A 14,862-nucleotide genomic window follows, 5' to 3' on the forward strand; every position below is an offset into this window, starting at 1 on the left:
TGCCCTGGCCGGTCAGATGTTCGGCACAGGATAGACCCTGCAACTTAACCCATCCCAGGAAGCCACGGTCCGATGAACCTCAGTGAAAAGCAGAAAATGCTCGCCGGCCAGCTCTATCATGCCGGCTGTCCCGAGCTGCAGGCCGAGCAGATCGCCAACAAGCACTGGATGTATCGCTACAACCATTCCCCCGAACTGCTCAACGAGCAGCGTCATGCCCTGCTGGTCGAGCACTTCGCCAAAGTGGGGGCAGGCGCGGTGATCCGGCCGCCGTTTCATTGCGACTACGGCTACAACATCACGCTGGGCGCCAACGTGTTCGTCAACTTCAACTGCGTGATCCTCGACGTGGTGCAGGTGCACATCGGCGATGACTGCCAGATCGGCCCCGGTGTGCAGATCCTCACCGCCGACCATCCGCGCGATCCGGCCATCCGCCGTTCGGGGCTGGAGAGCGGGCGCCCGGTGAACATCGGCAGCAACGTGTGGATCGGTGCCGGTGCGCTGATTCTGCCAGGGGTGAGCATTGGTGATGATGCGATCATCGGCGCGGGCGCAGTGGTGACCCGCGATGTGCCGGCGGGGGCGACAGCGATGGGCAACCCGGCACGGGTACGCTAGCCGGCCCAGGGGCAATAGCAGCCCACCGCCAGGGTGTGGGTGGCGTTCACGCTGCGGCCCTGGGTGAGGGCCAGCAGAATGGGCTCGATGAAGCTGTTGCTCGAATTGCACGTGGCACCCTCGCTGTAGGGGCCGAAGTAGGCGAGCTGGCCGTTGCGGCCCCAGATCGCTACCGCAGGGCTTGCCGGCAGGTGCTCGGCGCCGGGCAGATCGGCCAGTGGCTTGAGCGCGCCGAGGGTGGCGGGCAGTTGGCCGTGGGTACCGGGCTTTTGCACCACGTAGAACTCCACGCCCTGGGCGGCGAAGTGCTCGGTCAGCTCGGCCAGGTGCTGCTGGTTGCCGACGTTGCAGGGGCAGGCCGGGTCCCAGAAGTGCACCAGGCGGACGGGGCCGGGGCCGGCGATGTCTTCTGGCAGGCGCAGAGTGTCGCCGGCGAACAGTGCGGTGTGGTTGTCGAAGGGGCGCAGGTAGCGGCCCTGGAAGCTGTCGTAGGCCCACCACAGGCCGGCGGCGCAGAGGAGCAGGGTGAGGCCGGTGAGCAGGTGGCGGGGCATCGGGGGTACCAATTCTGGAAAGGGGTGTATCTTTTCGCCGGCAAGGCCGGCGCCTACGGGCGAGGGGGCGGCACAGGCAACAAAAAAGTCCCCCAGCTTGCCACGCCGTTCGCAACAGATGAATATCACAGGTCAATCCTTTGCCCCGTTGTTGGTAACTTCCATGCCCGCGTCATTCCAGCCCGACTCCCTGCGTGCCAGCCTGCAACCGCTGGCCGCGCGTCAGCCGTTGTCGACCCAGGCGCAGGCGTACCGGCATTTCTACAGCCTGGACATCCCCGGCGTCGACAGCTGGCTGGGGCGTTTCGACACCGCAGGCTTCGAGCTGGTCGCCCAGGTCTGGCTGCCCGCCGCGCCTGTGGCGACGCTGGTATTGCTGCACGGTTTCTACGACCACATGGGCCTCTACCGCCACGCCATCGAATGGGCCCTGGCCCGGCAGTTCGCGGTCATCGCCTGCGACCTGCCGGGTCATGGGCTGTCCAGTGGCGAGCGCGCCAGCATCGATGACTTTGCGGTGTATCAGGACGTGCTGCAGGCGCTGTTCGAGCAGGGCCAGGCGCTGAACCTGCCGCAACCCTGGCACCTGTGTGGGCAGAGCACCGGCGGCGCCATCCTGGTCGACCACCTGCTGCACCACGGCGCGCACAGCCCGGCCCAGGGCCAGGTGATCCTGCTGGCGCCGCTGGTACGCCCGCGTGCGTGGCGCTGGTCGAAATTCAGCTATCAGGTGCTGCGCCACTTCGTCACCGGCATCGAGCGGCGCTTCAGCGAGAACAGCAACGACCCTACCTTTTTGCCGTTCCTGCAGGCCGACCCGCTGCAGCCGCGGCGCCTGCCTACTGCCTGGGTCGGGGCGCTGATGGCGTGGGTCAAGCGTATCGAGGTGGCGCCATGCAGCCCGCGCCAGCCGCTGATCGTGCAGGGGCAGGCCGACATGACCGTTGACTGGCCGTACAACCTTGAGGTGCTCAAGGCCAAGTTCGCCGAACCGCAGATTCTGCTGATGCCCGAAGCCCGCCACCACCTGGTCAACGAGCTGCCGGCAATACGCCGAGACTACTTTGCCTTCATCGGCCAGCGCCTTGGCTGATCACTGCAGGTCCGAGGTGCTCTGACCGACCGCCAGGCCAGCCCGGATTGCGGCCAGGGCGGCGGCATAGTACGCCTTGCCTTCGGGCGATTCGGCAAAGCTTGCAAAGGCGTCGAGTTCGGCATCCGACAGCCCGCGATACACATACAGCAGGGTGTTGTTCAGGTCGGCCTCGATCTGCTGCATCAGGCGCTGGCGCTGTCCGTCGAGCAGGCCCTGGGCCTGGCTGCCACCGAGCAGGCCGGGGATCATCTGGCTCAGGCTGTCGGCCGCCACCCCGGCAATCGCCAGGCTGACCTCGGCACCGGCCTCGCGGGCCGGCAGGGCCTGGGCCAGGTGGCCGATGATCAGCAGGCGGCTGTCGCTGGCCTCGATCTTGGGCAGGCCCTTGGCATTCTTGGCCAACTGGTCACGGCGGGTGGCCAGCAGCTCGGCCGCCACGATCTTGCGCCCCAGGGGGGATTGAAAAAACGCCAGCGCAGGCTTGGGGTCGCCGAGGTTAGCGCGCAACTGGGCTTCGGCGCGGCGGTCGACGGCGGTGGGTTCGAAACGCTGGTTGCTGTTGTTCACCAGGGCCTGGAAGACTGCAGGCGGCAGGCTGCTGCGATAGCGCTGCTGGGCGGCATCGAGGGCATCGGTGAAGTGGGCGCGCTGCTCCGGCCACCCGGCAACCTTGTACAGTTGGTCGTGGGTATCTGCCAGGACAGGCGTGGTGCAGATCATCAACAGCAGAAAAAACAAACGGCGCATTCAGGACTCCTGTCGGCAGGCCGCTATTGTCCGTGGCCCGGCGGGGCTTTGTCGAGACGCCAATGCACACTCTCGGCCAAGTGGCGCTGTCGGTTTTGCTGGCGGCTCGATACTATGCGCGGCATGCAGATATCCCTTGATCACCCCTTGCTGTCGCGCATCGTCGACGACCTGGCCACCCGTGGCTGGTCGCAGCACGACCTGTTCCTGCCGGCCCCGCTGACGCGGGCACTGGCGGCCGAGTGCCGCCGCCGCGCCGCCGAAGGCGAACTGGCCCCTGCGGGGGTCGGGCGAGGGCCCGCGCAGGAAGTACGCGAAGGTATTCGCAACGACCATATCCAGTGGCTCGAACCCGGTGACTCGGACGCCTGCGACCAGTACCTGGGGTTGATGGACGGCCTGCGCGAAGCGATGAACCGCGGCCTGTTCCTGGGCCTGGAAGACTTCGAGTGCCACTTCGCCCTGTACCCGCCCGGCGGCTTCTACCGCAAGCACCTGGACCGCTTTCGCGACGACGACCGGCGCATGGTCTCGGCGGTGATCTACCTCAACGAAGACTGGCTGCCCGAACATGGCGGGCAGTTGCGCATGACCCTCAAGGACAATGTGGAACACGATGTGCAGCCGACCGGCGGTTGCCTGGTGGTGTTCCTCTCCGGCGAGATCCCCCACGAAGTGCTGCCGGCCAACCGCGAGCGGTTGTCGCTCACCGGCTGGTTCCGTCGGCGCGGCAACGAGCCCTTCTAGCATGCACAAGGTTCTGGTCAGCGCCTGCCTGCTGGGGCAGCCGGTGCGCTATGACGGTCGCGCCAGCGGGCATCCGGATGTGCTCCAGGGCTGGCAGCGGGAGGGTCGCGTGGTGCCGTTGTGCCCCGAGGTCGCCGGCGGTCTGCCGACCCCGCGGCCACCTGCGGAAATTCCCGGTGGGCAGGGCAGTGCGGTGCTGGAAGGCCAGGCCCGGGTGGTGACGGTAGCCGGCGAGGACGTGACCGCGCCGTTCGTGCAGGGCGCGCACCTGGCGCTGGCACTGGTGCAGCGCCACGCCATAAGGGTGGCCGTGCTCAAGTCGGGCAGCCCGTCCTGTGGCAACCGGCTGACCTATGACGGTACGTTCAGCGGCACCAGGGTGGAAGGTGAGGGTGTGACCACGGCGCTGTTGCGCCGGGCCGGGGTGCAGGTGTTCAGCGAACTGGAGCTGGACGCGGCCGTGCAGGCCCTGGATGCCCTCGACGCCTAAGGTGCGTCGGTGTCCACGGCAGCATCCGCCGCCTCGGTGTGGGTCTGGGCCTGGGGCTCGACAGCGGGCCGCGCCGCCTGCTGCGCCAGCTCGGTCATGCGCCCGTTGTCCTTGATGCGCTGCAGGGCGGCGTTCAAGGCTTTCTCGAAGGCCGGGTTGTCCTTCTGGAAGGGCATCACATAGCGATTGTCGTCGTCGCCGTCGGTATAGGGTTCGCTGACACCCAGGCGCTGCTTGAGCTCGGGGCTGGCGGTGATCTGGTCCAGGGCGATGTCGTAACGACCGCTTTCCACACCGTCCAGCAACTCGTCATGGTCGACGGGCACGAACTCCACCCCTACATCCAGCTCCTTGGCCAGCGCCTGGCCCAGCCCGATCTCGAAGCCGGTCCACTGGCCTTGCTTGCGGATATTGGTCGAGGAATCGGCGCTGATCGCGATACGCAGTTCATTTCGATCGTTGACCTCGTCGATCAGCTCGGCATGGGCCAACGGGGTCAGCAGGGCCGTGAGCAGTACCCCAATAGTCAAACGCATCTAAGCCCCTTTCCTGGTCTTTGGCAGTGAGTCCGGTCGCCGCGACTTTTTGTGTGTGTCGCGGTCGAACAGTGTCTAGGACCGCACTTGGCCGAGGATGTTAGATGCCAGGGAAGATTTTTCCGTGGCGTTTTTTAAAGCTTGCCTTGGCGCAATTGATCTATCGTAATGAACCGTTGCCCTGGTATTCAGGGGTAAGGGTTACCGAAGTAAATCACAGGAGAAGTGAATGAAAAGCCTATTTTCGCGTGCTGCCGTCGCTGGTTTGTTGATGGGCGTGTCCGCGCTGGCCGCCGCCGAAGGCCTGGTGAGCCAGGCACCACCCAAGGATGCCAAGGTATTCATCGTTTCCCCGGCCGATGGCGCCACCGTCGACAAGACCTTCACCGTCAAGTTTGGCATCGAAGGCATGGAACTCAAGCCGGCCGGCGACGCCACCCCGCATAGCGGCCATCATCACCTGCTGGTGGACGTCGACAAGGCGCCGGCTGCCGACCAGGTGCTGCCCACCAGCCTGATGCCGGAAAACGGCCAGCCGCTGCCCGCCGGCCCGCAGGTACTGCACTTTGGCAAGGCGCAGACCGAAACCCAGCTGACCCTGGCCCCTGGCAAGCACACCCTGCAACTGGTGCTGGGCGACAAGTTCCACGTGCCGTTCAAGCCAAGCGTGGAATCGAAGAAGATCACCGTGACCGTGAAGTAAATCGCGGGCATGAAAAAAGGCGACCCGAGGGTCGCCTTTTTCATTTGGATCGGCGTTGCCGGCGAAGCGTTTAGAACAGCACGCGCGAACGGATGGTGCCGTTGATGTGCTGCAGCTTCTCTTGCGCCAGGTCCGAGTACTCGGCATCGACGTCGATCACCACGTAGCCGACCTTCTCGTTGGTCTGCAGGAACTGACCGGAGATGTTGATCGAGTTTTCCGCGAACACCTTGTTGATCTCGCTGAGCACGCCCGGAATGTTCTGGTGGATGTGCAGCAGGCGGTGCTTGCCCGGGTGCGCCGGCAGGGCCACTTCAGGGAAGTTGACCGACGACACGGAGGTACCGTTGTCGCTGTACTTGACCAGCTTCTCGGCCACTTCCAGGCCGATGTTGGCCTGGGCCTCGGCGGTGGAGCCACCGATGTGCGGGGTCAGGATCACGTTGTCCAGGCCACGCAGCGGGCTTTCGAACTGCTCGTCGTTGGAGCGCGGCTCTACCGGGAACACGTCGATGGCGGCGCCGATCAGGTGCTTGTCCTTGATCGCGGCGGCCAGGTGGTCCAGCTCGACCACGGTGCCACGGGCGGCGTTGATCAGGATCGCGCCCTTTTTCATCGCGCGGATTTCCTTCTCGCCGATCATCCACTGGGTGGATGGCAGCTCAGGAACGTGCAGCGAGACGATGTCGGCCAGGCCCAGCAGCTCGTGCAGGCTGGCGACCTGGGTCGCGTTGCCCAGCGGCAGCTTGGTCAGCGGGTCGAAGAAGAACACCTGCATGCCCAGGCTTTCGGCCAGTACCGACAGTTGGGTGCCGATCGAGCCGTAGCCGACGATGCCCAGCTTCTTGCCACGGATCTCGAAGGAGTTGGCCGCGCTCTTGATCCAGCCGCCACGGTGGCAGGAAGCGTTCTTCTCGGGGATACCGCGCAGCAGCAGGATCGCTTCGGCCAGTACCAGCTCGGCAACCGAACGGGTGTTGGAGTAAGGCGCGTTGAACACGGCGATGCCGCGCTCGCGAGCGGCGTCCAGGTCGACCTGGTTGGTGCCGATGCAGAAACAGCCGACAGCGACCAGTTTCTTGGCGCAGTCGAAGACCTCTTCGGTCAGCTGGGTGCGAGAGCGAATGCCGATGAAGTGGGCATCGGCGATCTTTTCCTTCAGTTGCGCATCCGGCAGGGAGCCGGTGAGGTATTCGATGTTGCTGTACCCGGCGGCCTTGAGGACGTCCACGGCGGATTGGTGGACGCCTTCGAGGAGAAGGAACTTGATCTTGCTCTTATCGAGAGAAGTCTTGCTCATCTGCGTAAACCTGTGTCCCGGAGAAAAATGGCAGGGAAAGAAGCGCTCGCAGCATCGGCTTTCGGCACGATCTGCGGGGGTGCGTATGCTAGCATAGGCACCCCTGTTTACGCCCATCCCTGGCACGTGAAACGTGCTCAGGGTGACCATGAATTGTTCGAGAGTTCTGTAGATGACCGATCGTGCGCTGTTGGATGAGCTGATGACCCTGGTTGAGCCTGGAAAGGTCCTGACCGACGCTGCTTCACTTGATGCGTACGGCAAGGACTGGACCAAGCATTTTGCTCCAGCCCCCCTGGCCATCGTGTTCCCCAAGAGCACCGAACAGGTTCAGGCCATCGTGCGCTGGGCCAACCAGCGCCAGGTCGCCCTGGTGCCGTCGGGCGGGCGCACCGGCCTGTCGGCTGCCGCAGTAGCTGCCAATGGCGAAGTGGTGGTGGCGTTCGACTACATGAACCAGATTCTCGACTTCAACGAATTCGACCGCAGCGTGGTGTGCCAGCCTGGCGTGATCACCGAGCAGCTGCAGAATTTTGCCGAGGACAAGGGCCTGTACTACCCGGTCGACTTCGCGTCGGCAGGTTCCAGCCAGATTGGCGGCAATATCGGCACCAATGCCGGCGGTATCAAGGTGATTCGCTACGGCATGACCCGCAACTGGGTAGCTGGCCTCAAGGTCGTGACCGGCAAGGGCGACCTGCTAGAGCTGAACAAGGACCTGATCAAGAACGCCACCGGCTACGACCTGCGCCAGCTGTTCATCGGCGCCGAAGGTACCCTGGGCTTCGTGGTCGAGGCCACCATGCGCCTGGACCGGGCACCCAACAACCTCACCGCGATGGTGCTGGGCACGCCTGATTTCGACTCCATCATGCCGGTGCTGCACGCCTTCCGTGGCAAGCTCGACCTGACCGCCTTCGAATTTCTTTCCGACAAGGCCCTGGCCAAGGTGCTGGGCCGCGGTGACGTGCCTGCGCCGTTCGAGACCGATTGCCCGTTCTACGCGCTGCTGGAATTCGAAGCCAGCACCGAGGAAGTGGCCAACGAAGCTCTGGCCACCTTCGAGCACTGCGTCGAGCAGGGCTGGGTACTGGACGGCGTGATGAGCCAGAGCCAGCAGCAACTGCAGAACCTGTGGAAGCTGCGCGAGTACATCTCCGAGACCATCTCGCACTGGACCCCGTACAAGAACGACATTTCGGTAACCGTGTCGAAGGTGCCGGCGTTCCTCAAGGATATCGACGCGATCGTCGCCGAACGCTACCCCGACTTCGAGGTGGTGTGGTACGGCCACATCGGCGACGGCAACCTGCACCTGAACATCCTCAAGCCCGACGACATGAGCAAGGACGAGTTCTTCTCCCGTTGCGCGGTGGTCAACAAGCAGGTGTTCGAGACGGTAGAGAAGTACAACGGCTCGATTTCGGCCGAACACGGCGTGGGCATGACCAAGCGTGACTACCTGACCTACAGCCGTTCGCCGGTCGAGATCGAGTACATGAAGGCAGTGAAGGCGGTGTTCGACCCCAACGGGATCATGAACCCGGGCAAGATCTTCGCCGTCGAGTGAACCCCGCAGCGCCAATAACATCGTTCCAGGAGTCGGCAATGAACTATCAGCACCAGTATGTAGACGGCACGCGTACTCATCTGCCGGTGGGCAAGGTGGTGTGCATCGGTCGCAACTACGCCGAGCACGCCAAAGAGCTGGACAACCCGATTCCGACCGAGCCGCTGCTGTTCATCAAGCCGGGCAGTTGCGTGGTATCGCTGGAAGGCGGGTTCAAGATCCCGGCCGAGCGTGGCTCGGTGCACTACGAGGCGGAAATCGCGGTGCTGCTGGGCAAGTCGCTGTCGCCGGCGCCTACCGAAGAAGAAGTGCTCGACGCCATCTCCGGCTTCGCCCCGGCACTGGACCTGACCCTGCGTGACCTGCAGGCGCAGCTCAAGGAAAAGGGCCTGCCCTGGGAGCGCGCCAAGTGCTTCGACGGCGCCTGCGTGCTGACGCCCTTCGTGGTTGGCAGCACATTTGAAGACCTGGCCGATATCGGCATTCGCCTGAGCATCAACGGCGAGGTGCGACAGGACGGCAACAGCGCGCTGATGCTCAACCCGATCGTGCCGATGATCCAGCACATGGCCTCGCAGTTCGCGCTGCAGGCGGGTGACGTGATCCTCACCGGTACGCCGGCCGGCGTCGGGCCGCTGAGCGCTGGCGATGAGCTGGTGCTGGAACTGCCCGGTGTGACCCGTTTCGAGGGCAGCGTTCGCTGACCTGCCCCGGGTGGCAGTCGATAGCCGACTGCCACCTTTTCCCCGGCCTTTGATCGGGCGTTGCCGTTTTTTTCACAAATGATCCGGATAATCCCCGCGAATCAACCTTGTGAACGTGCCTGCGTGTTGCGTGCCAGGCTAAAAAAACAACGGGAATACCTGATGGCCACACCTTATCCTTCCAGCGGTTCGCTCCCTCCTGTGCGCAAGCGTCGTCTCCTGTTGCGCTGGTCTACCTGGCTGGTGACGGCTGCGGTGATCGGCTATGGCGTGGCCATCGCCATGCACTGGGACGACCGTGGCCTGCTGTGGCTGCAGGAGCGTTTCGAGTCGGTGAGCGAACAGCAGGCCAGTATCTGGCTGCCGGGCTATACGGTCGATATCGACGCCAAGGTGCTGCCGGGCATGGAGGACGACGAGGCCTCCGACCTGGCCTACGACCCCCAGCGCAAGACCCTGTTCGCCGTCATGGGCAAGAACCCGTTCCTGGTCGAGCTGACCCTGGACGGCGATGTGTTGCGCAAGCTGCCACTTCACGGCTGGAGCAACCCCGAGGGGGTTGCGGTGCTGGCGGACGGGCGGTTGGCCATTGTCGACGAGCGTGATCACACCATGACCATCGTCAGCCTGGACGACAGCACCCAGGCACTGAACATCAAGGATTTCACGCAATACGACCTGGGCCCTTCGGCCAATCAGAACAAGGCCTTCGAGGCGATTGCCTGGGACCCGCGCAACCAGCGCCTCGTGCTGGGCGAGGAGCGTCCGCCGCGGCTGTTCACCTGGCGCACCGACGGCCGTTCGCCGCTGACCGGCGACAAGCAGCCGCTGCCCAGTGACGAGCTGGACCTGCGCAACCTCTCGGCGTTGGGGGTCGACCCGCGTACCGGGCACATGCTGGTGCTGTCGGCCGACTCGAACATGCTGCTGGAGCTGGACGAGCGGGGCGAGCAGGTCAGCTTCATGACCCTGCTCGGCGGTTTCAACGGCCTGAAAAAGCGCATCCCTCGCGCCGAGGGCGTGGCCATGGACGACCAGGGCACCCTGTACATCGTCAGTGAGCCGAACCTGTTCTACCGCTTTCGCAAGCAGTGACTCCCGCATAGTGGCATTAAGCTTCGATTCAGTTGGCTATGGTTAGATGACGCCCGAACCCTGCCGAGTCTTCCCGAATGCGTCGTTACCTGCCCTTGGTCTTTCTTGTTTTCAGTCTGCTGGCCCTTGCCGCCCTGGGCGTGGCGGGGCAGCAGCACCGCGTGTTCGAGCGTGCCTGGTTCGACCTCAAGGCCTGGTGGCAGCCGGCCGAGCAGGGCATGGGGCTGAGCCGCTACCAGGTGGTGGTCGAGGCACGCCCGGTCGAGGGGCTGCAGGCGGATATTTCGGCGCTGACCTTCGACCCGGACCGCAACAGCCTGTACACGGTCACCAACAAGAACCCCGAGCTGATCGAGCTGTCGCTGGAGGGGCGCATCGTGCGGCGCATCCCCCTGACCGGTTTCGGCGACCCCGAGGCGGTGGAGTATGTGGGGCCGGGCAGTTTCGTGATCACCGACGAGCGCGAGCAGCGCCTGATCCGGGTGCATGTGGCGCCCGATACCGCGTTTCTGGATGCCAAGGATGCCGAGCAGCTTACCCTGGGCATCGGCCTGAACGGCAACAAGGGTTTCGAGGGGCTGGCCTACGACTCGGGCGGCAAGCGCCTGTTCGTGGCCAAGGAGCGCGACCCGATGCTGATCTACGAGGTGCACGGGTTTCCCCATGACAATCCGGAGCAGCCCTATGCGGTGCACGTGGTGCAGGACCGCAAGCGTGATTCGCGGTTGTTCGTGAGAGACCTGTCGAGCTTGCAGTTCGACGAGCGCAGCGGGCATCTGCTGGCCCTGTCGGACGAATCGCAACTGGTGCTGGAGCTGGACGTGAAGGGCAAGCCGATCAGCAGCCTGTCGCTGCGCAAGGGGTCTGCCGGGTTGAAGGCGAGCGTGCCGCAGGCCGAGGGGATTGCGCTGGACGATGCCGGGACGCTGTATGTGGTGAGCGAGCCGAACCTGTTCTACGTATTCAAGAAGACCGAGTAGGCTGTATCGCGGGTCAAGCCCGCTTCCACAAGATCACACCGAACCTGTGGGAGCGGGCTTGGCCCGCGATGAGGCCGCCCCGCAAGCTTACCTGGTCAGGGTCTTCACGCCGTCCGCGGTCCCCAGCAGCAGCAGGTCCGCCGGGCGCGCCGCGAACAGGCCGTTGGTCACCACGCCCACGATCGCGTTGATCTGGGTTTCCAGCTCCACCGGGTTGGTGATCTGCAGGTTGAACACGTCCAGGATGATGTTGCCGTTGTCGGTCACCACGCCTTCGCGGTACACCGGGTCGCCGCCCAGTTTCACCAGCTGACGTGCCACATGGCTGCGCGCCATCGGGATCACCTCGACCGGCAGCGGGAAGGCGCCCAGTACCGGCACCAGCTTGCTCGCGTCGGCAATGCAGATGAAGGTCTTGGCCACGGCCGCGACGATCTTCTCGCGGGTCAGGGCTGCGCCACCGCCCTTGATCAGGTTCAGGCGCTCGTCGCTCTCGTCGGCACCGTCCACATAGAACTCCAGGTCGCTGACCGTGTTCAGCTCGTACACCGGAATGCCGTGGCCCTTCAGGCGTGCAGCCGTGGCCTCGGAGCTGGCGACCGCACCATCGAACGCACCCTTGTGCAGCGCCAGGGCGTCGATGAAGCAGTTGGCGGTCGAACCGGTGCCGACGCCGACGATGCTCTTGTCATCGAGCTTGGGCAGAATGAAATCGACAGCGGCCTGGGCGACAGCCTGTTTGAGTTGGTCCTGGGTCATGCGGGCTCCGGAGCGGGCAGGGGTATCGTGAGGGCGCGTAGTATAGCGGCTAAAACCACAGACTGGCTGTGGTCGCCCGACCGGGCGCTGCGGTAGACTCCGAGGCCCCGCCCAGCTGCCCAGTGATGCGTTCCCGATGCTCGAACAGTACGTCAAGAAGATCCTCACCTCGCGCGTCTATGACGTCGCCGTCGAAACCCCGCTGCAACCGGCCGGCCAGCTCAGCAAGCGCCTGGGCAACCACGTGCTGCTCAAGCGCGAAGACCTGCAGCCGGTGTTCTCGTTCAAGATCCGCGGCGCCTACAACAAGCTGGCGCAGTTGAGCGCCGAGGAACTGGCGCGGGGCGTGGTCACCGCCTCGGCCGGCAACCATGCCCAGGGCCTGGCGCTGGCCGCCCGTGAACTGGGGATCAAGGCCACCATCGTGATGCCCAAGACCACCCCCGAGATCAAGGTCGAAGGCGTGCGCTCGCGGGGCGCCAAGGTGGTGCTGCATGGCGATTCGTTCCCCGAGGCGCTGGCCTACTCGCTCAAGCTGGTGGACGAAAAGGGCTTCGTCTATATCCACCCCTATGACGACCCGCACACCATCGCCGGGCAGGGCACCGTGGCCATGGAGATCCTGCGCCAGCACCCCGGGCCGCTGGACGCGATCTTCGTGCCGGTGGGCGGCGGCGGCCTGATCGCCGGCATTGCCGCCTACGTCAAATACCTGCGCCCCGAGATCAAGGTGATCGGTGTCGAGCCGGACGACTCCAACTGCCTGCAGGCCGCCATGGCCGCCGGCGAGCGCGTGGTGCTGCCGCAGGTGGGCCTGTTCGCCGATGGCGTGGCGGTGGCGCAGATCGGCCAGCACACCTTCGACATCTGCAAGGATCATGTGGACGAGGTGATCACCGTCAGCACCGACGAGATCTGCGCGGCCATCAAGGACATCTACGACGATACCCGCTCGATCACCGAACCTGCCGGCGCGCTGGGCGTTGCCGGCATCAAGAAGTACGTTGAGCTGCGAGGTGTGACCGGGCAGACCCTGGTGGCCATCGACTCCGGTGCCAACGTGAACTTCGACCGCCTGCGCCATGTGGCCGAGCGCGCCGAACTGGGCGAGGGCCGCGAGGCGATCATCGCAGTGACCATCCCCGAACAGCCGGGCAGCTTCAAGGCGTTCTGCGAGGCCATCGGCAAGCGCCAGATCACCGAATTCAACTACCGCTACCACGCCGACGGCGAGGCGCACATCTTTGTCGGGGTGCAGACCCACCCCGACACCGACCCGCGCAGTGCCCTGCTGCACAGCCTGACCGCGCAGGGTTTTCCGGTGCTGGACCTGACCGACAACGAGCTGGCCAAGCTGCACATCCGCCACATGGTGGGCGGGCACGCGGCGCGCGTCAGTGACGAGCTGGTGCTGCGCTTCGAGTTCCCGGAGCGGCCGGGGGCGCTGTTCAACTTCCTCAACAAGCTGGGTGGGCGCTGGAACATCTCGATGTTCCACTACCGCAACCATGGCGCGGCCGATGGTCGCGTGGTGGCCGGGCTGCAGGTGCCGGATGATGAGCGCCACCTGGTGCCGGCGGCACTGGCCAAGATCGGCTACCCGTACTGGGATGAAACCGACAACCCGGCGTACCGGCTGTTTCTGGGCTGAACGGCTACGCTGTTGGGCAACGCCTGAGGAATAAGAAGACATGGAATTGCTGACAAGCCTGAAAATCGCCCACGTACTGGCCACGGTCGTGCTGCTGGGCAGTGCCCTGGGCCTGGCGCTGTGGGTCTGGCTGGCACGACGCAAGGGTGACGTGACTGCGCACACGCGCCTGTTGCAGCGGCCTTTGCTGTTCGTATGGTTGCTGATGGGCGTATGCCTGGTGAGCATGCCGTTCAGTGGCTGGTGGCTGGTGCACCTGATCGGCTGGCCATTGGGGCAGACCTGGGTGCTGGGCTCCAGCCTGATCTATACGGTGGGGGCGTTCTGCTGGTTCTGGCTGAGTGTGCGCCTTAACCGGCTGCGCACGGCGCCGGGCGCAGGCAACCCGAAGGTGACGCTGGGCCTGGCGGTGTTCTGCGCCGTGTGCTTCATCGCGATTGCCGGGCTGATGGGTGCAAAACCCGTCTGATGCCTTCGCCGGCAACGCCGGCTCCTACACCGGTTGCGCTGTAGGAGCCGGCGTTGCCGGCGAATGGTCACACCTCAATCGCGCAGGCTGATCACCGGCCAGCCGCGTTTCTCGGCTTCGGCACGCAGGGTAGGGTCCGGGTTCACCGCCACCGGGTTGGCCACCTGCTCCAGCAGCGGCAGGTCGTTGATCGAGTCGCTATAGAAGTAGCTGTCGTCCAGGTTCAAGCCATTCTCTTCGAGCCAGCGGTTCAGGCGCGTCACCTTGCCTTCACGGAAGCACGGCACGTCGATGCTGCGCCCGCTGTAGCGACCGTCGACCATCTCGCACTCGGTGGCCAGCAGGGTCTCCACGCCCAGGCGCTGGGCAATCGGGCCGGTGATGAAGCGGTTGGTGGCGGTGATGATCACCAGCTTGTCGCCCGCGTCACGGTGCTTTTGCAGCAGCGCCAGGGCCTGGGGCAGGATGATCGGCTCGACGCAGTCGCGCATGAAGTCGCGGTGCCATTCGTCGAGTTGCGCCATTTCGGTCCTGGCCAGGATCTCCAGGGTGAACTCAAGGTACGCGCCCTGGTCCAGCTTGCCGGCCAGGTAGTCCTGGTAGAACGCATCGTTGCGGTTCTTGTAGGCGATGGGGTCGAGAATCCCGCGTTCGCACAGGTAATCGCCCCAGGCGTGGTCGCTGTCGCCACCCAGAAGCGTGTTGTCCAGATCGAATAAAGCCAGGCGCATCGAAGTCACTCGCATAACATCTGAAAAGGCCCACAGAATACGGACTTTTATCTGCTATGCACATAAGGTGGAGCGGCGCGTTGCTGGCGTTGCAAGCTTTGTGGAACAA

At 64.5% G+C, this 14,862-nt stretch carries 17 protein-coding genes; 11 read left to right on the forward strand and 6 right to left on the reverse strand.

The features are described 5' to 3' along the window. Positions 1-72: 72 nt before the first annotated feature. On the forward strand, positions 73-621 hold the full coding sequence (locus DN388_RS17705) for a sugar O-acetyltransferase (protein ID WP_043863432.1): 549 nt from the start codon (positions 73-75) through the stop codon (positions 619-621). On the opposite strand, the gene DN388_RS17710 is transcribed toward DN388_RS17705, so the two are convergent. Continuing rightward, positions 618-1,175 (reverse strand): DUF6436 domain-containing protein, encoded by a 558-nt coding sequence (locus DN388_RS17710; RefSeq protein WP_229588985.1) that lies wholly within the window; start codon positions 1,173-1,175, stop codon positions 618-620. The genes DN388_RS17705 and DN388_RS17710 overlap by 4 nt on opposite strands. Positions 1,176-1,338: 163 nt before the next feature. Between DN388_RS17710 and DN388_RS17715 the strand changes: the two genes are divergently transcribed. After that, on the forward strand, positions 1,339-2,268 hold the full coding sequence (locus DN388_RS17715) for an alpha/beta hydrolase (RefSeq protein WP_058541761.1): 930 nt from the start codon (positions 1,339-1,341) through the stop codon (positions 2,266-2,268). Here DN388_RS17715 and DN388_RS17720 read toward each other — a convergent pair whose 3' ends face one another. Beyond that, entirely contained in the window at positions 2,269-3,018 is a 750-nt protein-coding gene (locus DN388_RS17720; RefSeq protein ID WP_116052396.1) for a DUF2059 domain-containing protein, read from the reverse strand. It abuts the gene before it with no gap. Between the two features lie 114 nt (positions 3,019-3,132). Between DN388_RS17720 and DN388_RS17725 the strand changes: the two genes are divergently transcribed. Beyond that, positions 3,133-3,765: a 2OG-Fe(II) oxygenase gene (locus tag DN388_RS17725; protein WP_043863436.1), complete on the forward strand. Its 633-nt coding sequence runs from the start codon at positions 3,133-3,135 to the stop codon at positions 3,763-3,765. Position 3,766: 1 nt separating this feature from the next. Continuing rightward, positions 3,767-4,255 carry a DUF523 domain-containing protein gene (locus DN388_RS17730; RefSeq protein ID WP_229588982.1) on the forward strand — a complete coding sequence of 163 codons (489 nt, stop codon included), beginning with the start codon at positions 3,767-3,769 and terminating at the stop codon, positions 4,253-4,255. Here DN388_RS17730 and DN388_RS17735 read toward each other — a convergent pair. Continuing rightward, a complete protein-coding gene (locus DN388_RS17735; RefSeq protein ID WP_255001424.1) occupies positions 4,252-4,791 on the reverse strand; it encodes a transporter substrate-binding domain-containing protein in 540 nt (179 codons plus the stop codon). The two genes, DN388_RS17730 and DN388_RS17735, sit on opposite strands and share 4 nt — an antisense overlap. A 229-nt stretch (positions 4,792-5,020) precedes the next feature. Between DN388_RS17735 and DN388_RS17740 the strand changes: the two genes are divergently transcribed. Next, positions 5,021-5,494: a DUF4399 domain-containing protein gene (locus tag DN388_RS17740; protein ID WP_043863439.1), complete on the forward strand. Its 474-nt coding sequence runs from the start codon at positions 5,021-5,023 to the stop codon at positions 5,492-5,494. Between the two features lie 70 nt (positions 5,495-5,564). On the opposite strand, the gene serA is transcribed toward DN388_RS17740, so the two are convergent. After that, positions 5,565-6,794: a phosphoglycerate dehydrogenase gene (serA, locus tag DN388_RS17745; protein WP_043863440.1), complete on the reverse strand. Its 1,230-nt coding sequence runs from the start codon at positions 6,792-6,794 to the stop codon at positions 5,565-5,567. Positions 6,795-6,966: 172 nt separating this feature from the next. On the opposite strand from serA, the gene DN388_RS17750 reads away from it, so the two are divergent. The 4 genes from DN388_RS17750 (at position 6,967) to DN388_RS17765 (ending at position 11,143) form a co-directional block, all read left to right on the forward strand. Continuing rightward, positions 6,967-8,364, forward strand: coding sequence for an FAD-binding oxidoreductase (locus tag DN388_RS17750; protein WP_043863441.1), 1,398 nt, complete (start codon positions 6,967-6,969; stop codon positions 8,362-8,364). Positions 8,365-8,402: 38 nt separating this feature from the next. Continuing rightward, a complete protein-coding gene (locus DN388_RS17755; protein ID WP_255001425.1) occupies positions 8,403-9,068 on the forward strand; it encodes a fumarylacetoacetate hydrolase family protein in 666 nt (221 codons plus the stop codon). Positions 9,069-9,230: 162 nt separating this feature from the next. Next, positions 9,231-10,163 carry an SdiA-regulated domain-containing protein gene (locus DN388_RS17760; RefSeq protein WP_043863443.1) on the forward strand — a complete coding sequence of 311 codons (933 nt, stop codon included), beginning with the start codon at positions 9,231-9,233 and terminating at the stop codon, positions 10,161-10,163. A 77-nt stretch (positions 10,164-10,240) separates the two neighbouring features. After that, positions 10,241-11,143, forward strand: coding sequence for an SdiA-regulated domain-containing protein (locus DN388_RS17765; protein ID WP_088514631.1), 903 nt, complete (start codon positions 10,241-10,243; stop codon positions 11,141-11,143). A gap of 87 nt (positions 11,144-11,230) precedes the next feature. On the opposite strand, the gene rpiA is transcribed toward DN388_RS17765, so the two are convergent. Next, positions 11,231-11,902, reverse strand: a complete 672-nt coding sequence (rpiA, locus tag DN388_RS17770) for a ribose-5-phosphate isomerase RpiA (protein WP_043863445.1) — start codon at positions 11,900-11,902, stop codon at positions 11,231-11,233. 136 nt (positions 11,903-12,038) lie between these two features. Between rpiA and ilvA the strand changes: the two genes are divergently transcribed. Beyond that, positions 12,039-13,553, forward strand: a complete 1,515-nt coding sequence (ilvA, locus tag DN388_RS17775; protein ID WP_054915520.1) for a threonine ammonia-lyase, biosynthetic — start codon at positions 12,039-12,041, stop codon at positions 13,551-13,553. A 40-nt stretch (positions 13,554-13,593) separates the two neighbouring features. Further along, a complete protein-coding gene (locus DN388_RS17780) occupies positions 13,594-14,022 on the forward strand; it encodes a DUF2269 family protein (protein WP_043863447.1) in 429 nt (142 codons plus the stop codon). A 74-nt stretch (positions 14,023-14,096) separates the two neighbouring features. Here DN388_RS17780 and DN388_RS17785 read toward each other — a convergent pair whose 3' ends face one another. Next, on the reverse strand, positions 14,097-14,753 hold the full coding sequence (locus tag DN388_RS17785; RefSeq protein WP_043863448.1) for an HAD family phosphatase: 657 nt from the start codon (positions 14,751-14,753) through the stop codon (positions 14,097-14,099). Between the last annotated feature and the right edge of the window lie 109 nt (positions 14,754-14,862).

The sequence above is a fragment of the Pseudomonas sp. S12(2018) genome (assembly GCF_024355235.1).
In the GTDB taxonomy this organism is placed as follows: domain Bacteria; phylum Pseudomonadota; class Gammaproteobacteria; order Pseudomonadales; family Pseudomonadaceae; genus Aquipseudomonas; species Aquipseudomonas palmensis.